Source organism: Nakamurella sp., assembly GCF_044224575.1.
Classification (GTDB): Bacteria; Actinomycetota; Actinomycetes; order Mycobacteriales; family Nakamurellaceae; genus Nakamurella.
In genome coordinates this window covers 55,991-74,896 of record NZ_JBGAKE010000001.1, presented here as the reverse complement: position 1 = coordinate 74,896, position 18,906 = coordinate 55,991, and the positions used below count along the sequence as shown (strand labels likewise).

The following is an 18,906-nucleotide window of genomic DNA, read 5'->3' as shown; positions in this document are numbered from 1 at the left end:
GGGTCCCGAGGCGGCCCCCGCCGTACCGTTCGTCGGCGAACGCGATTCGGGGTACTGCGGGGTCAGGACCTACCCTGGAGGGGCGATGACGTACCTCGACCATGCCGCGACCACCCCGGTGCTGCCGGAAGTGATCGCTGCGATGTCCCAGGCGATGACCCTCACCGGCAACGCCTCGTCGCTGCACACCTCCGGTCGGGCGGCGCGGCGCCGGGTCGAGGAGTCACGCGAACGCATCGCGGACGCGGTGGGGGCGCGGCCGAGCGAGATCATCTTCACCTCTGGTGGAACCGAATCGGACAACCTTGCCGTGGCCGGCATGTATCGGGCGAGGGTCGCGGCCGATCCGTCGCGCCGGCGCATTCTCGCCCCGGTGATCGAGCACCCGGCGGTGCTCGACGTGGTCGAGCACCTGGTGCGGCACGACGGCGCCACCGTCACCTGGCTCGAGGTCGACGATTTCGGTCGAGTGCATGCCGACACCCTGGCCGCGGCCATCGCGGAGAACCCGGCCGACGTCGCCCTGGTCACCGTGATGTGGGCGAACAACGAGGTGGGCACGGTCAACCCGATCCGCGAGCTGGTCGAGGTCGCTCACCATCAGGGCATCCCGTTCCACACCGACGCGGTGCAGGCGCTCGGCCAGCTGCCCGTCGACTTCACCCGTTGCGGCGCCGACGCGTTGACCGTCACGGGCCACAAGATCGGCGGGCCGGCCGGGGCCGGACTGCTCGTGCTGCGCCGGGACGCCCCGGTCGTGCCGATCATGTTCGGCGGCGGTCAGGAGCGGTCCATCCGCTCCGGCACGCTGGACGTCGCCGGCATCGTCGGGCTGGCGGTCGCCGTGGCCGATGCCGTCGCGCATCGGGCCGATCGGGCGGTCACCCAGGCGGCCCTGCGCGACGACCTCGTCCGCGCCGTCAGCGCGAAGGTGCCGGACGTCGTGCTGACCGGTGACCCGGGCGCCGGGCTGATGGAGGGTGGGCCGTCACGGCTGCCCGGCAACGCTCATCTGCGGTTTCCCGGCTGCGAGGGGGACTCGCTGCTGATGCTGCTGGACGCCGCGGGCATCGAGTGTTCCACCGGGTCGGCCTGCACGGCCGGCGTGGCCCGACCCTCGCACGTCCTGCTGGGCATGGGGGTAGAGGAACGGGCGGCTCGGGGTTCATTGCGGTTCACCTTCGGGCGCACCTCGACCGCGGCCGATGTGGCCGCGGTGGCCGAGGCCATCGGCCCGGCGGTGCAGCGGTCCCGCCGCGCGGCGCTGGCCGGGTCGAGACGCCGATGAGGGTGCTCGCCGCCATGAGCGGCGGGGTCGACTCGGCGGTCGCCGCGGCGCTGGCGGTGGAGGCCGGCCACGACGTGACCGGCGTGCACATGGCGCTGTCCCGGACCCCCGGCACGCTGCGCACCGGCTCCCGCGGCTGCTGCACGGTCGAGGATGCCTTCGACGCCCGGAGGGTCTGCGATCTTCTCGGAATCCCCTACTATGTCTGGGATTTCAGCGAGGATTTCCTCGATGACGTGGTCGCCGACTTCCTCGCCGAGTACGCTGCCGGTCGCACGCCCAACCCGTGCCTGCGCTGCAACGAGAAGATCAAGTTCGCCGCGCTGCTGGACCGGGCGATCGCCCTCGGGTTCGACGCCGTCGCCACCGGTCACTACGCCCGGCTGCTGGACGGCACGCTGTACCGGAGCGTCGACGTGGCCAAGGACCAGTCCTATGTGCTGGCCGTCTTGACCCCGGATCAGCTGGCCCACAGCATGTTCCCGCTGGGTGGGTTGACCAAGCCGCAGGTGCGCGAGCTGGCCCGGGAGCGCGGCTTCGCGGTGGCCGGCAAGCCGGACTCGTACGACATCTGTTTCATCCCGGACGGGGACACCCACGGATACCTGGTCGAGAAGCTGGGGGCCCGACGGGGTGCCGTGGTGGATGCGGCCAGTGGGGTGCAGTTGGCCGAGCACGACGGCGCCTTCGCCTTCACGATCGGCCAGCGCAAAGGACTGCGGCTGGACCGGCCTGCACCGGACGGTCGGCCACGGTATGTGCTCGGAATCGAGCCGGTCAGCGGCACGGTCACGGTGGGCCCGGCCACCGGGTTGGACGTCCGGCTGATCGTCGCCGACCGCGTGGTGTTTCCCGGCGGCCGCCGTCCCGATTTCCCGGTCCGGGCGCAGGTGCAGTTGCGCGCGCACGGCGGGACCGTCGGCGGATCGGCCGATCTCGTGGACGGGGAGCTGCGGCTGAGCCTGGACGAGCCCAGCCGGGGAGTGGCGCCCGGCCAGACCGTGGTGCTCTACGGGGGAGTGGGTCTGCAGGCACCAGCCGGTGGTCCGTCCGCCGATCAGTTCGTCATCGCCGCCGGCACGATCGTCCGGACCGGCTGATGGCCGAGACCGTGCCCCGAATCGAACTGCCCGACCCGGGCGAGATCTCGGAGTTGTTGACCAAGTTCCCGGTGAAGCGGGCCTGGTCCGCCGGCGCGGCCACCGGCATCGGCTCGTTACCGGGCATCGTGCCGGGTGCGGCGGCGGCCATGGTGGCCGGTGAACTGCCGGCGCTGCCGCATCTGGTCGAGTTGCCCGGTCGCGGAGTGGGTGCCGATCTCATCGGCCGGACGGTCGGCCTGCTGGTGGACATCTGGGCCGAGGTGGTGCCGTCCGGGTGGCGGATCAGCCGTCGGCCGGGGCGGGACACGGCGCGGGCCAGGGATTTCATGGCTTGGGATCTCGACGCGGCCGAGGAGCAGTACGCCGGAGCCGACTGGGTCAAGGTCCAGGTGTGCGGTCCGTGGACACTGGCAGCCGGGTTGGAATTGCCGTCCGGCCATCGGGCACTGACCGACCCCGGCGCGGTCCGGGATCTGGCCGAGTCGCTGATCGAGGGGTTGGCCGCACACGTCGCGGACGTGGCGCGGCGCATCCCCGGCGCGGGTGTGGTGGTGCAGATCGACGAGCCCGGATTGCCCGCGGTGCTGGCCGGCAGCCTGCCGACGGCAAGCGGTTTCGGGACCCTGCGGCCGGTGCCGGCGCTCCGGGCCCAGGAGCTGCTGGCCGCTGTGGTGGAGTCGATCGAGAGGCACCCGGCGATCGCCCATTGCTGTCACGCCGATGCACCGGTCCGCCTGCTGCGGGCGTGCGGATTCGACGGACTGGCTGTCGATCTCGCGTTCGTGGGGGACCGGACGAGTGCCCTGGATGCGGTTGGCGAGTTCGTCGACGGTGGTGGAATTCTCGTGGCCGGAATCATTCCCGGCACGGCGCCGGCCAAACCGTCGGCGTCACTCCGATATTGGGCAGCACCATTGTTGGATGCCTGGAATCGGCTGGGTTTCCGCCGCGAGGAGCTTGCTGCGCGGGTGGTACCCACCCCGTGCTGTGGGCTGGCCGGCGCGGACCGGGACTGGGCCGTGCGGGCGATGCGGCTGGCTCAGCAGTTGGCGCAGGCGCTGCCGGATCCGCCCGAGAACTGGTAGGTCGGGCGCCGGTCGGCCGAGCTTGCGAGGCCGCTATCCAGCACCGAGGACGGACTGACGGCGAATGTGGCGACGGCGGAGCCTGGGTTGCCGCCGGCGCCGTTCTACCGCGGGCTCTTGCGCAGCTCCTGGGCCACCAGGGCGGCCACCTCGGCCCGGCTGGGCCGCCAGCCTTCGTAGTAGCCCTGGGAGAGGCGGGCGATGAGGCCCCGCCGCCGACGCGGGCTCAGGGGAGCGAGCAGGTCGGCGAAGCGGTCGGCAATATTGGGCGTCGCCGAGGGCGCGTCCACCCGGCGGATCTGTGATTGGTGGTGGGGCGTGCCGGAGCCGACTGCCGGAGCAAAGCTGACGCGCTGGTTCATGTTCCGGGCCCCTCTGGTGAGGTTGCGCTGACTGACATATGTGAGCCGGGTTCGACCGCCCCGGCGGGAGGGCGGGGCGGTCGAACCGGAAAAGGAAATGAGGTCACAGCCGTCCGGAGGCTCGTTGTCCCCCGGACGGCCGTGAGTCCATCGGGTGGTGCGCAGGCGGTGCCGGCAGCCTGTCTCAGGCAGCCGGGGCCAGGGCGGCGAACAGCTTGTCGGTGGTGGCGCGGCTCTGGGCGAGCACCTTCTCGGCGAAGTCGAAACCGGCGGCGGTGACGTCCTCGGCCGTGGGCAGGTCGGCCGGAACCGGAACCTCGACGGCCGGCTTGGGCAGCTCGGGCAGGGCCTTGACGAAGGCCGCGACGGCCTCGACGAAGTTGTCCTGCACCTTGGCGACGGTGGCCAGGAACTCGTCAGCGGTCTTGGTGGCCTCGGCGACGTAATCGGTCATCTTCAGGTCATCCCTTCGGGGTCTGCTTGGCTTGGTGGTGTTCAACGAACAGTGCTTAGTCTGCCAAGCATTCCGAAGTATGTCAAGCAAGTTGCTTGATAAATCAAGCAGATTCTCGGAGGGTCCGGTACATGTGCAGCAACGCGTCCTTCTTGTCCTGGGTGAGCGTGCCGTCCAGCCGGATCGCCTCCTCCACGCTGACCCGGGGGGCCTGCTCCTCATCCGTGTCCAGGAGGCCGAACTGGGTGAACAACACCGCCGGCGGGATGTGCAGGGCGCCGGCGATCCCACGCAGGACCTCGGCCGACGGCCGGTACTGCCCGCGCTCGATCTGGCTGAGGTAGGAGTCGGACATGCCGCTGGCTTTGGCCAACTGGCGCTGGGAGATGTTCGCCAGCTGACGCTGCGCCTTGACGAAGGCGCCGAATGCCTCGGCCATGTCGGTGGGCTTGTCCATGAGCGGTGGCCTCCCTGCGGATCGGCGACTGCGCCGATCCATGCCGATGCGATGTGAACCAAGCATGCCACGGTGCGGGTCCGGGTGCGGGTCGGGCGCGCCGTCGTGGGTACCGAGCCGGCGCAGCGGCCCCCTCAGCCGTGCCCGAGGACCCGATCGACGGCGATCAACAGGGCCACCCGGCGCGGGTTGATCCGCGGCGGACGGTACCGCAGCGCGTACCGCCGCACGGCCTCCGCGACGTCGGCGGGCTCCCGGCTGATCCGCACCTTGCCTTCGAGGCTGATCCAGCGGCGGCCGTCGACCTGACCGACCGCGGCCCGCGCGGCCCGGCCGTCCGGACCCGGCCGTTCGGCGTTGCGCACCTTGACACTGCCGTCGCCGGTGATCACCCGGACCAGGCCGGCCTGCGGGTCGTAGGTGAAGCCGACCGCGACCACGTGCAGCGAACCGTCCCGGCGCACCGTGGACAGCGTGGCCAGGTGCCGCTCGGTCAGGAACGCCAGCATGTCGGGGCCGATGTCGACGGATCGGTGGGGCATGCCCCGAGCATGTCATCGGGCCGGACCGTCCGCCGGATCGTCGCCCCGCTCGGTGATCACCCGTTGTCGGGGGTCGGTCCTACTGTGTTCGTGTGAGCGAACCCGTGACCGACCAGGTGCCCGCCTCCGCGCAATTGCCCGGTGTCGGCGTGCCCGAGGCCGCCGCGGCGCGGCACGCCGACCTGGCCAAGACGATCACCGACGCCCAGTTCCGGTACTACGTGCTGGACGCGCCGACGATGACCGACGGCGAATTCGACACGTTGCTGCGCGAACTGGCGTCGCTGGAGGAGCAGTACGCGGCGCTGCGGACGCCCGATTCGCCGACGCAGCGGGTGGGCGGCGGCTTCTCCACCGAGTTCGGCGCCGTCGAGCACACCGAACGGCTGCTGTCCCTGGACAACGTGTTCTCGGCCGACGAGCTGGTCGGCTGGTTGCAGCGCACGATTCGGGACGCCGGCACCGCGGTCAGCTGGTTGACCGAACTGAAGATCGACGGCCTGGCCATCAACCTGACCTATGAGAACGGCCGGCTGACCCGGGCCGCGACCCGCGGTGACGGCCGGGTGGGGGAGGACGTCACCCTCAACGTCCGCACCATCCGGGCGGTCCCTGAGCTGCTGCGCGACGACGGCGCCCATGACGTCCCCGCATTCGTGGAGATCCGCGGCGAGGTGTTCTTCCCGCTCGCCGCGTTCGAGGAGCTCAACGCGTCGCTGGTCGCCGCCGGCAAGGCGCCCTTCGCCAACCCGCGCAACTCGGCCGCCGGGTCGCTGCGGCAAAAGGACCCGCGGGTCACCGCCGCCCGTGGGTTGACCATGTTGTGCCACGGCATCGGGGCGCGGGTCGGGTTCGACATCGAGCGGCAATCCCAGGCCTACGACCGGCTGCGGTCCTGGGGGCTGCCGATCTCCGAGCACAACCGGGTGGTGCACTCCGATGCGGAGGTGGCCGACCGGATCGCCTACTGGGCGGAGCATCGGCACGACCTGTCGCACGACATCGACGGCCTGGTCGTCAAGGTGGACGAGGTGGCGGTGCAGCGTCGGCTCGGTTCGACCTCCCGGGCGCCGCGGTGGGCGATCGCCTACAAGTACCCGCCGGAGGAGGCGACCACCCTGCTCCGGGACATCCAGGTCAACGTGGGCCGGACCGGCCGGGTCACCCCGTTCGCGGTGCTGGAACCGGTGCTGATCGCCGGGTCGACCGTCGGCATGGCCACCTTGCACAATCAGGACGAGGTGGTCCGCAAGGGCGTCAAGATCGGCGACACCATCGTGGTGCGCAAGGCCGGCGACGTCATCCCGGAGATCCTCGGCCCGGTGGTCGAACTCCGCGAGGGGCGCGAGCTGCGCGACTTCGTCATGCCCACGCACTGCCCCGAGTGCGGCACCGCCCTGGCCCCGGCCAAGGAGAACGACGTCGACATCCGCTGCCCCAACTCCCGCAGCTGCCCGGCGCAGCTGCGGGAACGGGTGTTCCACCTGGCCGGCCGCGGCGCGTTCGACATCGAGGGAATGGGCTACGAGGCGGCCATCGCCTTGCTGAACGCGGGCGCAATCACCGACGAGGGCGACATCTTCGAACTCACCGAGGAGAAACTGCTCACCGTCCCGCTGTTCACCACCAAGGCCGGCGCACTGTCCGCCAACGGACGCAAGCTGCTGCAGAACCTGGACACGCGCAAGGCGCAGCCGCTGTGGCGGGTCCTGGTGGCGCTGTCCATCCGGCACGTCGGCCCGACCGCCGCCCGCGCGCTGGCTCAGCAGTTCGGGTCACTGGACGCGATCCGGGCCGCCACCCGGGAGGAGTTGGCCGCGGCCGAGGGGGTCGGGCCGACCATCGCCGACGCGGTCATCGAGTGGTTCACCGTCGATTGGCACGAGCAGATCGTGGACAAGTGGGCGGCGGCCGGGGTGCGGATGGCCGACGAGATCACCGACCGTCCGGCGCAGACCTTGGCCGGCCTGTCGATCGTGGTCACCGGTGGGCTGGAGGGATTTTCCCGCGACGAGGCAAAAGCGGCCCTGCTGGAGCGGGGGGCCAAGGCGGCCGCGTCGGTATCGTCCAAGACCGCGTTCGTGGTGGTCGGCGAGAGCCCGGGAACCAAGTACGACAAGGCGGTGTCGCTCAAGGTGCCGATCCTGGACGAGGCCGGGTTCCGGGTGTTGCTGGCCGACGGTCCCGCCGCGGCCCGCGCCGTCGCGACCAACCGGCCGGAGCCGGCGGCCGAGCCCGAGCCCGAGCCCGTTCCGGAGGCTGAGCCCGCGCCGGCGGCCGCGCCCGGGCCGGCGGCCGAGGAGTGACCGTCACCGATCTCGGCTTCGACCCGGCGTCGTCGGCCTTCCTGGCCGACCCGTACCCGGTCTACGCGCGGCTGCGGGATGCCGGGCCGGTGCTGTGGCACGAACCGCGGCAGGTGTACCTGCTGACCCGGTTCGAGCAGGTGCATGCCGCGCTGCGGGACCGCCGGCTGGGCCGGGCGTTCGAGCACCGCTACAGCGCCGCCGAATTCGGCCGGCCGGAACCGGATCCGCGGTGGATCCGCTGGCAGGAGTCGGAGCGCTGGTCGCTGCTGAATCTCGAACCACCCGACCACACCCGGCTGCGCCGGCTGGTCACCGCGGTGTTCACCCCACGCGCGGTCGCCGCGCTGCGCCCGGTCATCGAGCGGTACAGCGATGAGACGTTGGCCCGGGCCCGGGATCTGGGGGAATTCGACCTGATCGCCGACTACGCCCAACCGTTCTCGGTCGCCGTCATCTGCCTCCTGCTGGGAGTACCGGTCGATGACGGACCGCGCCTGCTGGACTGGTCGCACGCCATCGTCAAGATGTACGAGATCAGCACCGACGACGAGCATCGGGCCGCCGCCGAACGCGCCGCCGGCGAGTTCATCGACTACGTCACGGCTCTGATCACCGCCCGCCGTGCGCACCCACGGGACGACCTGATCTCACAGCTCATCGGCATCGCTGACCAGGGTGACCGGCTGACCCAGGACGAGATCGTCGGCACGGTCATCGTGCTGCTCAACGCCGGTCACGAGGCCACCGTGAACACCCTGGGTAACGGCATGCGGGCGCTGCTGCGGCATCCCGAGCAGTGGGCCCGCCTGGTCGGTTCGAGTGATCCGGTCGACCCGTCCGTCGCGGTCGAGGAGATGATCCGCTGGGACGGCCCGTTACAGCTGTTCGAGCGCTGGGTCCTCGACGACGGCGTCGAGATCGCCGGGCAGCGTCTGCGGGTGGGGGAACGGATCGCGATGCTGTTCGGCTCGGCCAACCGCGACCCGGCTCGCTTCGCCGACCCCGACCGGTTCGATATCGGCCGCGGCGATACCGGGCACATCGGGTTCGGTGGCGGCACCCACTTCTGTATCGGAGCACCGCTGGCCCGGCTGGAGATCGCGGTGTCGCTGGGCCGGCTGCGCCGGGACTGCCCGCGGATCGAGCTGGCGCAGGAGCCGCAGTACGAGCCGTTCTTCGTGATCCGCGGGCTCAAGGAACTGCGCGTCCGGTGGTGAGCCGGCCGCCGCTTCCCGCAGGGATCTGATCGACGGGCGGCTCGTCGTCGGGCGACTCGTCGTCGCGCGGAGGGATGTGCTGCACTGAGCCGATGATGCTCGTGCCGTTCTACCGCAGCGCCGTCCGCCAGTTCGACAGCCGGATCCGGGCGGTCGCCCCCGCGCAGTGGACGTCCAGCACCCCGGACACCGACTGGGACGTGCAGCGGCTCGTCGCCCACGTGGTCAACGTGCAGAGCCGGTTCGCCGCTCACGTCGGGGGGAGCCGGTCGAGCCCGACCGAGGCCACCGGCGAGGCGCTGGTCGGGGCGTGGGCCGCGGCGTCGGCGGCGTCGGTCGCCGCGTTCGAGGCCGTGCCCGACTGGTCCGTGCCCGCGCCCCTGCCGACCGGCGTCACCGGCACCCTGGAGGAGCTCGGCTGGCTGCTCACGACCGACCTCACCATCCACGCCTGGGACCTGGCCCGCGCGGTCAACGCGTCCGACGAGTTCCCCAACGACCTCATCGGTGCCCTGCTCGAGCAGACCAAGGCCTCGCACGAGCGCTGGTTCCGGCCGGAGGCGTTCGCCCCGTCCATCCCGGTGCCGGGCTGCACCGACGACCTGACCGAACTGCTGGCCCTGTCCGGCCGCAACCGCTGGTGGCGCCGCACCTGAAGGATCCCGCCCCCGAATGGCCGCTTCCGCTCCTGCCGCGCGGATCAACTACCCAGGCGCGGCCGAACTCGTCGACTTCCGTCCCACCGTTCACATTCGGTGCGAGTTCATCCGCGCACCTATCCATACGGGCGATGTGGATGCCCGCGCGGATGAAGTGGTTGACTTCCGTCCCACCGTTCACATTTGGGGTGAGTTCGTCCGCGCCGGCGTAGTTGATCCGCGCGGCACGGGGGGGTCGGGGCGGGCCGGTCAGCGGTCGTGGGTGGTGAAGCGCAGGTAGTGGCCGTCGGGGTCGAGGATCCGGAAGTCCTTGAGCCCCCACGGGCGCAGCGTGATGTCCTCCTCGAGCGGCCAGCCGGCCCGGACGATCCGGTCGCGCTCGGCATGCAGGTAGTCCACCTCCACGACGATCTCCACGCCGGTGGGCGGATGCCGGTGCGCCGGAACCCCGCCGGGCAGTGCGACCGCACCGAGCCGGAAGCCGTCCCGGGCCAACGCGATGTACGGCAGCGGATCGGCGCGGCGGTCGTCCTCGACGGCGAAGCCGAGCAGGTCCACGTAGAACCGGACGGTCGCGTTGAGATCGGCGGGGAAGATCTCCAGGCGCAGACTGGTCGGCACCAGGCGACTCTACGGTTCCGCGGGAACGCCGAGCGTCCGGACCGCGGCGGCGTCAGTCCAGGATGGCCAGCGGCGATCGACCGGTGACGACGGAGGTCAGCCCGGCCAGGTGGCCCAGCCGCGCCACCTCGGAGTCGCGCATCGCGGGTCCGCCGGGCCGCCCGACGATGACCGTCGTCTCCGGATCCCACAGCGGCGCTGCCGCCATCTCGGTGCTGACGGTCTTCCAGTCCTCGGGCACCCAGGGCGCCTCCGGATCGAGCACGACCGCCTTGTCGATCGGCGCCCACCCTGGAGTCACGTCGGTCAGGTCGGGAACGCCACCGCCACCGGCGATCAGCTCGACCGAGCCGGGGCCACCGTTGGCCGGTGTCCGGACCACCATCGCCCAGCTGGCGCGCAGCACCAACGGCAACATCCGGGCCAGGGTCTGCACGGCCTGCTTCGGATCCGCCGCGATCGCCTCGACCAGTTCCCATTCCTTGTGCCGGGCGGCCACCCCGGGGTCGGGCCGAACGGATTCGACCTGCACGCCCTCGATGGACTCGGCCGCGGTGATCAGCGTGTCGGGCTGCCGGCCGGCCGGCAGGGCCACGACGATGTCATCGACCGCCAGGTCCGGCGACCGTTCGACGACGTCCATCGCCAGGATGTCCGCACCGACCTCGCCCAGCGCCGTGGCGACCGCCCCGAGCGTGCCAGGCCGGTCCGGCAGAACCACACGGAGAACAAAGGACATATCGACTAGCTCGCTTCCCAGGTGCGTTGTCGCTCGAATTCGACTGTCGAGCCTCATTGTCACGGCCTCGCGTTTCCGGCAGATCACGGATGTGCTTCCGGCAGGCGATGCGTTGACCGACCCCCGCCCCACGCCGAGGCGACTAGGATCGGTGCGCCTCATGAAGACCGTACCCGAACCGCCTGTAGGAGACTCGTGACCAAACCCACTCTGACCAGGGACGACGTCGCGCATCTCGCCCATCTGGCGCGCCTGCAACTGTCCGATCAGGAGCTGGATGTCTATGTCGGACAGTTGTCGGTGATCCTGGACTCGGTCGCCACCGTCAGTACGGTGGCCGACACTCCCGGGGTCGAGCCCACCAGCCACGCGGTCCCGTTGACCAACGTGTACCGCGACGACGTCATCCGTCCGGGTCTGACCAACGAGGCGGCGCTGGCCGCCGCCCCCGCCGCCGAGGACGGCCGGTTCCGGGTCCCGCAGATTCTGGGAGAAGAACAGTGACCTCCCCCGACCTGACCCGGCTGACCGCCGCGACCCTCGCGGACATGATCGCCGGCGGCGAGGTCAGCTCCCGTGAGGTGGCCCAGGCGCATCTGGACCGGATCGCCGCGGTGGACGGCGACGTGCACGCGTTCCTGCACGTGTCGGCGGAACGGGCGCTGCAGCAGGCCGACGCGGTGGACAAGGAGATCGCGGCAGGCGGTCCGCCGGCCTCCCCGCTGGCCGGGGTGCCGCTGGCGCTCAAGGACATCGTCGTGCAGCAGGGGGTGCCGACCACGGCCGGCTCGAAGATCCTCGAGGGCTGGCTGCCGCCCTACGACGCGACCGTCACCACCCGGCTGCTGGATGCCGGGGTGATCATTCTGGGCAAGACGAACCTGGACGAATTCGCGATGGGCTCGTCCACGGAGAACTCCGCCTACGGACCCAGCCGCAACCCGTGGGACCTGACCCGTATCCCCGGCGGTTCCGGTGGCGGCTCGGCCGCCGCCCTCGCCGCGTTCGAGGCGCCGCTGGCCATCGGCACCGACACCGGTGGGTCGATCCGGCAGCCGGCCGCGGTGACCGGCACGGTCGGCACCAAGCCGACGTACGGCGGCGTGTCCCGGTACGGCGTGATCGCCCTGGCGTCGTCGCTGGACCAGGTCGGGCCGTGCGCCCGGACGGTGCTGGACACCGCGCTGCTGCACGAGGTGATCGCCGGCTACGACCCGCGGGATTCCACCTCCATCCCCAGCCCGGTGCCGTCGGTGGTCGACGCGGTCCGCCGCGGGCAGGCCGACGGGGTCGCCGGGATGCGGATCGGCGTGGTCAAACAGCTGCGGGGGGAGGGCTACCAGGCCGGCGTCCTGGAGTCGTTCGACGCGGCGGTGGCCACCTTGACGGCGGCCGGGGCCGAGATCGTCGAGGTGGACTGCCCGCACTTCGAGTACGGGCTGGCGGCCTACTACCTGATCCTGCCCAGCGAATGCTCGTCCAACCTGGCCCGGTTCGACGCGATGCGGTACGGCCTGCGCGTGGAGGACGCCTCGACGGTGTCTGCCGAGGAGGTCATGTCCCGGACCCGCGGCCAGGGCTTCGGGCCCGAGGTCAAGCGGCGGATCATCCTGGGCACCTATGCGTTGTCGGCCGGCTACTACGACGCCTACTACGGCTCGGCGCAGAAGGTGCGGACACTGATCCGGCGGGACTTCGAGAACGCCTTCACCACGGCCGATGTGCTGATCTCGCCGGCGTCGCCGGTCACCGCGTTCCCGCTGGGCGAGAAGGTGAACGATCCGATGGCCATGTACCTCAACGACCTGGCCACCATTCCCGGCTCGCTGGCCGGGATCCCGGCGATGAGCGTGCCCAGCGGCATCGCCACCGACACCGGACTTCCGGTCGGCCTGCAGATCATGGGTCCCGCGCTGGGCGAGGAGCGGATCTACCGGGTCGCCGCGGCCTTCGAAAATGCCTACCTGGCGCAGCATTCGGCCCTCGTGCCGGACCGTGCGCCGGAACTGGAGGTGGCCCGATGACCGGCCCGGCGCTGCTCGACTATGACGAGGCCATCGAACGATTCGACCCGGTGCTCGGGTTGGAGGTGCACGTCGAGCTCGGCACCGCGACCAAGATGTTCTGCGGCTGCCCGACCGAGTTCGGCGCCCCGCCCAACACCCAGGTCTGCCCGGTCTGCCTGGCCCTGCCCGGCGCCATGCCGACCATCAACCGCACCGCCGTGGAGTACGCGATCCGCATCGGTCTGGCGCTGAACTGCACCATCGCGCCGTGGTGCCAGTTCGCCCGGAAGAACTACTTCTACCCGGACATGCCCAAGAACTTCCAGACCTCCCAGTACGACGACCCGATCGCATCCAACGGGTACCTCGACGTCGACGTCGACGGCGAGACCGTCCGGGTGGAGATCGAGCGCGCGCACATGGAGGAGGACACCGGCAAGTCAACCCACGTGGGCGGCGCCACCGGACGCATCCATGGCGCCGAGTACTCGCTGCTGGACTACAACCGGGCCGGCGTTCCGCTCGTCGAGATCGTCACCAAGCCCATCGTCGGCACCAAGGCGTCCGCCCCGCAGGTGGCGCGCGCCTACGTGACCGCGCTGCGCGACCTGCTCAAGTCGCTCAGTGTCTCGGACGTCCGGATGGATCAGGGGTCGCTGCGCTGCGACGCCAACGTCTCCCTGACCCCGGCCGGCAATCCGGTGTTCGGCACCCGGACGGAGACCAAGAACGTCAACTCCCTACGCTCCGTCGAGCGGGCGGTCCGGTACGAGATTACTCGTCAGGGAGCAATTCTCGTCGACGGCGGCACCATCAGGCAGGAGACCCGGCACTTCGACGAGGCGTCCGGCAGCACGTCATCGGGCCGCTCGAAGGAAACCGCCGAGGACTATCGGTATTTCCCGGAGCCGGACCTTGTCCCGGTTGCCCCGGACGCGGACTGGGTCGCCGAGATCCGGGATGCGCTGCCCGAGCTGCCCTGGCTGCGGCGCGCGCGGCTGCAGCAGGAGTGGGGCTTCGCCGACAAGGAGATGCGGGACCTGGTTGCTGCCGACGGGGTCGAGCTGGTCGCAGCGACCGTGCAGGCCGGGGCCCCGGCGAACGCCGCCCGGTCCTGGTGGACGTCGTATCTGGCTCAGCAGGCCAACAGTCGCGGGGTGGCCCTGGACGAGCTGCCGATCACCCCGGCCCAGCTCGCCCTCGTCATCGGCAAGGTCGGTACCGGTGAGCTGACCACCAAGCTGGCGCAACGGGTCGTGGACGGCGTGCTGGCCGGCGAGGGTGAGCCGGACGAGGTGATCGCCGCCCGCGGCTTGGCCGTGGTGTCCGACGACGCGGCCCTGCAGCAGGCGGTCGACGAGGCGCTGGCCGCCCAGCCCGGGGTCGCCGACAAGATCCGCAGCGGCAAGGTGCAGGCGGCCGGGGCGATCGTCGGTGCGGTGATGAAGGCGACCAAGGGTCAGGCGGACGCGGCCCGGGTGCGGGAGTTGGTGCTGGCCACGGTGGGCGCCGGAGACTGAACCGGACCGGGACGGAGGCGGGACGCATGCGGATCGCGGCGGCGCAGATCGTCAGCGGCACCGAGCCGGCGCGCAACCTCGAGTTGGTCGAGGCCGCCGCCGGTCGGGCCGCGCGGGACGGCTGCCGGCTGGTGGTGCTGCCCGAGGCCACCATGTGCGCGTTCGGCGTACCGCTGGGCCCGGTCGCCGAGCCGCTGGACGGTCCCTGGGCGTCTGCGGTCCGGGAGATCGCCCGCGCCGCCGGAATCACAGTGGTGGCCGGCATGTTCACCCCCGGGGACGACGGTCGGGTGCGGAACACCCTGCTGGCCACCGATGGTCGCGGGCCGGGCGGGGTGGAGGCGGCCTACGACAAGATCCATCTCTACGACGCGCACGGCTTCCTCGAGTCGAGAACCGTTGCCCCGGGGGCGGAACCGGTGACCATCGACGTCGACGGGGTGGTCATGGGGTTGACCGTCTGCTACGACGTGCGGTTTCCCGGGCTCTACCAGGCCCTCGCCGACCGGGGCGCGACGGTGATGTTGCTGGCCGCGTCCTGGGGCGCCGGGCCGGGCAAGCGCGAGCAGTGGGACCTGCTCACCCGGGCCCGGGCGCTGGATTCCACCAGCTTCGTGCTGGCCGCCGCCCAGGGCGACCCGATCACGATCGGGCGAGCCGCGAACGGCAAGGCGCCCACCGGGATCGGGGCCAGCGTGACGGTCTCGCCGGTCGGATCGGTCGTCCAGCAACTGGACCGGGCGCCCGGCCTGCTGGTGGTCGACCTGGACCTGTCCGAGGTGGACCGGGTGCGTGAGCAGCTGCCGGTGCTGGCCAACCGGCGATTCTGAGCGAACCCGGGCTCAGTCCAACCCGCCCTCGCCACCGCCGCTGGACGGCACCACGATGACCCGGTCGTCGCTGGGCACCGGCTGGCCGAGGCCGTCCTTGTTCGAGGTGGTCAGCCACAGCAGCCCCGTGCTGTCCGGAACGACCGTCAGCAGCCGGCCGTACCGGTTGTCCAGCAACACGGTCGGCGAACCGGTGAACGTCCGCGGCCCGGCCATCTGCAGCGCGCTGAGCTGCTGCTTGTCCAGTGAGGTGCTGGCCAGCACACCGTTGGTGACGGCGCAGGCCACGGCGCCCCCGTCGGCCGCCGTCCACGTCCACAACGCGTCACCATCGGCCGGCGTGCCGTAGCTCCTGCCGGCGGTGAGCGGGAGCAGGACGTCGGCAGTGGTGCGGCGATCCAGTGCGGCCATGGTGCCGTCGGTCAGCGCGCACATGCCCGTCACCTGGCTGAACCCGCTGGCGTACACCGCCGACCCCGGGGTCGGATTGGACTGCGCCGGCTTGCCGAACTCGTCCAGCCGCAACACCTTGCCGGCCAGCGAGGCCGGGTCACCGGCCAGCGCCGGATTGCCGGTGTCCCCGGTGCCGACGTAGAGCGACCGATCGGTCGCGAAGGCGATCCGGCCGCCGTTGTGCGTGGCCCCCTTGGGAATGCCGGTGAAGATCGCCTTGGGGACGTCGCCGGAGGCGATGCGGATGATCCGATTGTCCTCCGCGGTGGTCACGTAGGCATAGATCAGGCCGTCCTCGGTGTAGGACGGGGACAGCACCAGCCCCAGCAGCCCGCCGTCGCCGCTGCCGTCGACACCGTCGATCTGGGCCACCAGTTGCGGTTCGGCGCCCTTGGCCACCTTGAGGATGCGACCCGTCGTTCGTTCCCCGACCAGGGCGGACTGTCCGTCCGGCAGCGGAGCCAGGCCCCAGGGTGCGCTCAGGCAGGTGGCGATGACCGCATCGTCGGTCGGCGCGCAGGGGTCGGTGGACGAGGCCGACCCGCTGGTCGGTGGTGCACCGGAATCTGTCGGCGGCTGGACCGACGGCGGCGCGCCGGGTGTCGGCTCGTCGGGGACGGCGGCGCGGGCGGTGAGCGAGGGCTGGACGGTGAACGTCGGGGTCTCGGCGGAGAAATCCGCGCATGCCGCCAGTGGCAGGCTGATCGCCAGCAGGGCGATCGGCAGCGCCCGACGGGCGCGGGAGCGGCGGGAGGCAGGCATTGGCGTCAACGGTACGGACCCGGCCGTTGCCGGGGTGTCAGCTCGGGTCGCCCGGCCCGGGCGGGGCGGAATCCGGCCGACCCACGGCGTGCAGCAGCATGAGCGCATCCGCGTCGACCATGTAGCGGATCTTGGCCTGGCGGCCGGACGAGAAGTGCACGATGAACCCGGCCACGTGGGCCTTGGCCTTCCACGGCGAGCTGTCCCACTCGACGCTCTGCACGCCCGCCCGGTGCGCGATGACGGTGTTGCGGGCGAAGATTCGACGCCACCGCAGGACCACCGTCTCCTCGTCGAGGCCCCAGCGGGCCTCCCGTCCGCGGAAGTAGCCCAGCACCATCGCGAACGGGATCGGCAACGCCGCCAGCCACGCCCACCAGCCCGGCAGGAACAGGGCGAGCAGGGTGAAGCCGTAGGCATAGTTCAGCGGCACCACGAAGTACTTGCGGTGGATCCGCCGGGGGATCGGTCGGAGTGGCTGTTCGGGCAGGGCCAGTTCGGGCAGCGCCCGGCGGATCAGCGCCGGCGCCCGGTCGGTCCGCACGAACGGGAACAGCATGCGTTGGCTGGCGTTGGCCCGGCCGAAACCGGCGACCTCGACCTGCAACGTGCAGTAGCCGAACAGGCCGCGGGTGAATCCCTCGACGATGCGGACGGCCTGGACGCGCCGCACCGGGATCGTGGCGGACTGCTTGCCCAGCAGCCCACGGGTGTTGCGGATGACGTCACCGTCGCGGATGAGCGTGAACCGGTTGAGTCGCAATGCGCCGAAGATGACCCCGCCGACGATGGCCACCACCACCAGGGCGACCAGTACCGCGACGATGCCGCGCGGCTCCACGGTGGACTTCATGATGTCGGCGGCCCGATCCGGCACGAACGAGGAGAACCGGAACCAGATGACCAGGGCCCCGGCGAAGATCAACGGGATCGTGTTGTTGGTGACCGTCGCCAACAGCATCTCCGGCGTGTTGAGCACCGCGATCACGTCCGGTCCCTTGCCGACGGTCTCGGTGTGCCGCCACGCGAGGTAGCGCCGGATGGTCTTGGACCGGCCCCGGTACTTCTCGTCGTCCCCGCCCTCGTGGGCGCGTCCGGATTCGAGCGCGACCCGCAGCTCGTCCAGCCGGCGGCCGGACAGGCTGGCCAGGCTGACCGCCGCGCCGGCCCCGTCGCCGGGGGATTGGACGTTGAGCCCCCAGACCCCGATGAGCCGCTGGACCAGCGATCGATGCGCCTCCAGCGCGGTGATCCGGCTGATCGGCACGATCCGCACCATCCGGTTGATCAGACCGCTGCGCACCCGGAGCACCCCGGCGATCACCGAGTACTTGCGGACGTACCACTGGGCCGTGGCCACCATCATGATCAGCGCAAACAGGGCGACGTTCACCTGCCACGGGGCGCCGCCCAGGATCGTGACCATCAGGAACGGAATGGCCTGCCGGAGCGTGTTGGCGGTCTCGGTGACCAGGTAGATCGGGTGCAGCCGGGTGTCCGGAACGGCGACGCCCATCGCGCTGGGCAGGCGCGAACCGCTCTCCACCATCGCCGGCCCGGCGGCCGGGGCCGCCTGCGTCAACGTGACCGGCCGGCGCGCCGTCGGGTCGGGCGCGGTCGGGTCGGGTGGGATCGGCTCGGACGGGATCGACGCGGAGGTCATCGGTTCAGACGTCATCGGCCACGTCCGCCAGTTCGGCGATCCGGGTGCACACCGCGTCGGCTTCGGGCCGGCCCAGTCCGGAAACGGACAGCGTGTCGGCCGCGGTGGAGATCCGCAGCGTGGCCATCCGGTAGTGGTCGGCGATCGGCCCGCGCTCCACCCGCAGGCTCTGCACCCGGTGCATCGGAATGACGCTGCGCTTGATGAACACGATGCCGTGCTGGATGTCGATCTCGGTGGGGGAGATGGCGTACCAGAAGACCCGGAACCGGATCGGCGGCAGCACGACGAGCGCGGCGATGCCGACCACCGCCAACACCGTGAACAGCGACCAGCGCATCCACCACTCGCCCCAGGGAATGACGATGGCCAGCGCGGCGAACAGTAACAACGTGGGGATCAGGCTGATCAGCCAGCGCCAGCGCCAGTAGGCGATCACCCGCCGGGACAGCCGATGCCGTTCCCCGACGGTGTCGCCGATCAGCGGTTGCATGCCGTCCGGATCGGCGTTCGCGGCCGAAGTGTCCGGGTCGGGCGGGCCGGCCGGCGTCGCCGGGACGGCGGCCGTCTTCGGTGGCGCCTCGTCGGGCACCCCGGGCGCGGGCCGGCTGGTCACGCGCATCAGGGTAAGGCCGCCGGATCGGCACGGATCCCACCCCAGCCGGGGAATCGGCGCCGCGCCGCCGGGCTGAGGAATTGACAGCGCATCGGACCGCGTCCTACTCTGCGCTCGTGGCTCAGAACCTCGTAATCACCTAGCGCGTCTTCGCCGAAACGGCGACGACGCGCAACCCCTTGGACACCGGACTCGGTGACGAGGGGTTTTTTGTTGTCCG

19 protein-coding genes are annotated in these 18,906 nt (G+C 71.1%); 10 read left to right on the top strand and 9 right to left on the bottom strand.

Annotated elements, in window-relative coordinates; all coding sequences use genetic code 11:
* The first annotated feature begins 85 nt into the window (after positions 1-85).
* From ACILSK_RS00355 to ACILSK_RS00345, 3 genes are read left to right on the top strand one after another with little or no spacing between them, the layout of a single operon-like run.
* The gene (locus ACILSK_RS00355; RefSeq protein WP_395725125.1) at positions 86-1,288 is read left to right on the top strand and encodes a cysteine desulfurase family protein; all 1,203 of its coding nucleotides are present in this window, start codon (positions 86-88) and stop codon (positions 1,286-1,288) included.
* Entirely contained in the window at positions 1,285-2,388 is a 1,104-nt protein-coding gene (mnmA, locus tag ACILSK_RS00350; protein ID WP_395725124.1) for a tRNA 2-thiouridine(34) synthase MnmA, read from the top strand. The genes ACILSK_RS00355 and mnmA overlap by 4 nt, the downstream gene beginning before the upstream one ends.
* Complete coding sequence (locus ACILSK_RS00345; RefSeq protein WP_395725123.1) at positions 2,388-3,476, top strand: methionine synthase; 1,089 nt, start codon at positions 2,388-2,390, stop codon at positions 3,474-3,476. Before mnmA ends, ACILSK_RS00345 begins: the two co-directional genes overlap by 1 nt.
* A gap of 104 nt (positions 3,477-3,580) precedes the next feature.
* Here the strand turns inward: ACILSK_RS00345 and ACILSK_RS00340 are convergent, their stop codons facing one another.
* The 4 genes from ACILSK_RS00340 to ACILSK_RS00325 all read right to left on the bottom strand — a co-directional run bounded on the left by ACILSK_RS00340 (position 3,581) and on the right by ACILSK_RS00325 (position 5,291).
* The gene (locus ACILSK_RS00340) at positions 3,581-3,838 is read right to left on the bottom strand and encodes a hypothetical protein (protein ID WP_395725122.1); all 258 of its coding nucleotides are present in this window, start codon (positions 3,836-3,838) and stop codon (positions 3,581-3,583) included.
* A 184-nt stretch (positions 3,839-4,022) separates the two neighbouring features.
* Positions 4,023-4,292: a hypothetical protein gene (locus ACILSK_RS00335; RefSeq protein WP_395725121.1), complete on the bottom strand. Its 270-nt coding sequence runs from the start codon at positions 4,290-4,292 to the stop codon at positions 4,023-4,025.
* A gap of 103 nt (positions 4,293-4,395) precedes the next feature.
* Entirely contained in the window at positions 4,396-4,749 is a 354-nt protein-coding gene (locus tag ACILSK_RS00330) for a helix-turn-helix domain-containing protein (protein ID WP_395725120.1), read from the bottom strand.
* A 134-nt stretch (positions 4,750-4,883) separates the two neighbouring features.
* Positions 4,884-5,291 (bottom strand): pyridoxamine 5'-phosphate oxidase family protein, encoded by a 408-nt coding sequence (locus ACILSK_RS00325; RefSeq protein ID WP_395725119.1) that lies wholly within the window; start codon positions 5,289-5,291, stop codon positions 4,884-4,886.
* A gap of 92 nt (positions 5,292-5,383) precedes the next feature.
* Here ACILSK_RS00325 and ligA point away from each other — a divergent pair, with 92 nt between their 5' ends.
* The 3 genes from ligA to ACILSK_RS00310 all read left to right on the top strand — a co-directional run bounded on the left by ligA (position 5,384) and on the right by ACILSK_RS00310 (position 9,473).
* Positions 5,384-7,597: an NAD-dependent DNA ligase LigA gene (ligA, locus tag ACILSK_RS00320; RefSeq protein WP_395725118.1), complete on the top strand. Its 2,214-nt coding sequence runs from the start codon at positions 5,384-5,386 to the stop codon at positions 7,595-7,597.
* Positions 7,594-8,817, top strand: coding sequence for a cytochrome P450 (locus ACILSK_RS00315; protein ID WP_395725117.1), 1,224 nt, complete (start codon positions 7,594-7,596; stop codon positions 8,815-8,817). Before ligA ends, ACILSK_RS00315 begins: the two co-directional genes overlap by 4 nt.
* A gap of 92 nt (positions 8,818-8,909) precedes the next feature.
* Positions 8,910-9,473, top strand: a complete 564-nt coding sequence (locus ACILSK_RS00310; protein WP_395725116.1) for a TIGR03086 family metal-binding protein — start codon at positions 8,910-8,912, stop codon at positions 9,471-9,473.
* A 252-nt stretch (positions 9,474-9,725) separates the two neighbouring features.
* Here the strand turns inward: ACILSK_RS00310 and ACILSK_RS00305 are convergent, their stop codons facing one another.
* On the bottom strand, positions 9,726-10,097 hold the full coding sequence (locus tag ACILSK_RS00305) for a VOC family protein (protein WP_395725115.1): 372 nt from the start codon (positions 10,095-10,097) through the stop codon (positions 9,726-9,728).
* 52 nt (positions 10,098-10,149) lie between these two features.
* On the bottom strand, positions 10,150-10,836 hold the full coding sequence (locus ACILSK_RS00300) for an ACT domain-containing protein (protein ID WP_395725114.1): 687 nt from the start codon (positions 10,834-10,836) through the stop codon (positions 10,150-10,152).
* Between the two features lie 195 nt (positions 10,837-11,031).
* On the opposite strand from ACILSK_RS00300, the gene gatC reads away from it, so the two are divergent.
* Genes gatC through ACILSK_RS00280 form a run of 4 tightly spaced genes read left to right on the top strand, consistent with a single transcriptional unit; the run spans position 11,032 to position 15,192 of the window.
* Complete coding sequence (gene gatC / locus ACILSK_RS00295) at positions 11,032-11,340, top strand: Asp-tRNA(Asn)/Glu-tRNA(Gln) amidotransferase subunit GatC (protein ID WP_395725113.1); 309 nt, start codon at positions 11,032-11,034, stop codon at positions 11,338-11,340.
* 44 nt (positions 11,341-11,384) lie between these two features.
* Positions 11,385-12,860 (top strand): Asp-tRNA(Asn)/Glu-tRNA(Gln) amidotransferase subunit GatA, encoded by a 1,476-nt coding sequence (gene gatA, locus ACILSK_RS00290; protein WP_395725466.1) that lies wholly within the window; start codon positions 11,385-11,387, stop codon positions 12,858-12,860.
* Positions 12,857-14,362, top strand: a complete 1,506-nt coding sequence (gene gatB, locus ACILSK_RS00285; RefSeq protein ID WP_395725112.1) for an Asp-tRNA(Asn)/Glu-tRNA(Gln) amidotransferase subunit GatB — start codon at positions 12,857-12,859, stop codon at positions 14,360-14,362. Before gatA ends, gatB begins: the two co-directional genes overlap by 4 nt.
* 26 nt (positions 14,363-14,388) lie before the next feature.
* Complete coding sequence (locus tag ACILSK_RS00280) at positions 14,389-15,192, top strand: carbon-nitrogen hydrolase family protein (protein WP_395725111.1); 804 nt, start codon at positions 14,389-14,391, stop codon at positions 15,190-15,192.
* Between the two features lie 12 nt (positions 15,193-15,204).
* Here ACILSK_RS00280 and ACILSK_RS00275 read toward each other — a convergent pair whose 3' ends face one another.
* From ACILSK_RS00275 to ACILSK_RS00265, 3 genes are read right to left on the bottom strand one after another with little or no spacing between them, the layout of a single operon-like run.
* Positions 15,205-16,407, bottom strand: coding sequence for a PQQ-dependent sugar dehydrogenase (locus tag ACILSK_RS00275; RefSeq protein WP_395725110.1), 1,203 nt, complete (start codon positions 16,405-16,407; stop codon positions 15,205-15,207).
* Between the two features lie 37 nt (positions 16,408-16,444).
* Positions 16,445-18,085: a PH domain-containing protein gene (locus ACILSK_RS00270; protein WP_395725109.1), complete on the bottom strand. Its 1,641-nt coding sequence runs from the start codon at positions 18,083-18,085 to the stop codon at positions 16,445-16,447.
* A complete protein-coding gene (locus tag ACILSK_RS00265) occupies positions 18,075-18,686 on the bottom strand; it encodes a PH domain-containing protein (protein WP_395725108.1) in 612 nt (203 codons plus the stop codon). The genes ACILSK_RS00270 and ACILSK_RS00265 overlap by 11 nt, the downstream gene beginning before the upstream one ends.
* Between the last annotated feature and the right edge of the window lie 220 nt (positions 18,687-18,906).

Excerpts from the sequence above, each read along its gene's own strand:
- ACILSK_RS00325 (WP_395725119.1), bottom strand. The coding sequence starts at position 5,291 with ATGCCCCACCGATCCGTCGACATCGGCCCCGACATGCTGGCGTTCCTG.
- ACILSK_RS00270 (WP_395725109.1), bottom strand. The coding sequence starts at position 18,085 with ATGACGTCTGAACCGATGACCTCCGCGTCGATCCCGTCCGAGCCGATC.
- ACILSK_RS00310 (WP_395725116.1), top strand. The coding sequence starts at position 8,910 with ATGATGCTCGTGCCGTTCTACCGCAGCGCCGTCCGCCAGTTCGACAGC.
- ACILSK_RS00275 (WP_395725110.1), bottom strand. The coding sequence starts at position 16,407 with ATGCCTGCCTCCCGCCGCTCCCGCGCCCGTCGGGCGCTGCCGATCGCC.
- ACILSK_RS00335 (WP_395725121.1), bottom strand. The coding sequence starts at position 4,292 with ATGACCGATTACGTCGCCGAGGCCACCAAGACCGCTGACGAGTTCCTG.
- ACILSK_RS00355 (WP_395725125.1), top strand. The coding sequence starts at position 86 with ATGACGTACCTCGACCATGCCGCGACCACCCCGGTGCTGCCGGAAGTG.
- ACILSK_RS00345 (WP_395725123.1), top strand. The coding sequence starts at position 2,388 with ATGGCCGAGACCGTGCCCCGAATCGAACTGCCCGACCCGGGCGAGATC.
- ACILSK_RS00340 (WP_395725122.1), bottom strand. The coding sequence starts at position 3,838 with ATGAACCAGCGCGTCAGCTTTGCTCCGGCAGTCGGCTCCGGCACGCCC.
- gatA (WP_395725466.1), top strand. The coding sequence starts at position 11,385 with ATGATCGCCGGCGGCGAGGTCAGCTCCCGTGAGGTGGCCCAGGCGCAT.
- ACILSK_RS00330 (WP_395725120.1), bottom strand. The coding sequence starts at position 4,749 with ATGGACAAGCCCACCGACATGGCCGAGGCATTCGGCGCCTTCGTCAAG.
- gatB (WP_395725112.1), top strand. The coding sequence starts at position 12,857 with ATGACCGGCCCGGCGCTGCTCGACTATGACGAGGCCATCGAACGATTC.
- mnmA (WP_395725124.1), top strand. The coding sequence starts at position 1,285 with ATGAGGGTGCTCGCCGCCATGAGCGGCGGGGTCGACTCGGCGGTCGCC.
- ACILSK_RS00280 (WP_395725111.1), top strand. The coding sequence starts at position 14,389 with ATGCGGATCGCGGCGGCGCAGATCGTCAGCGGCACCGAGCCGGCGCGC.
- ACILSK_RS00300 (WP_395725114.1), bottom strand. The coding sequence starts at position 10,836 with ATGTCCTTTGTTCTCCGTGTGGTTCTGCCGGACCGGCCTGGCACGCTC.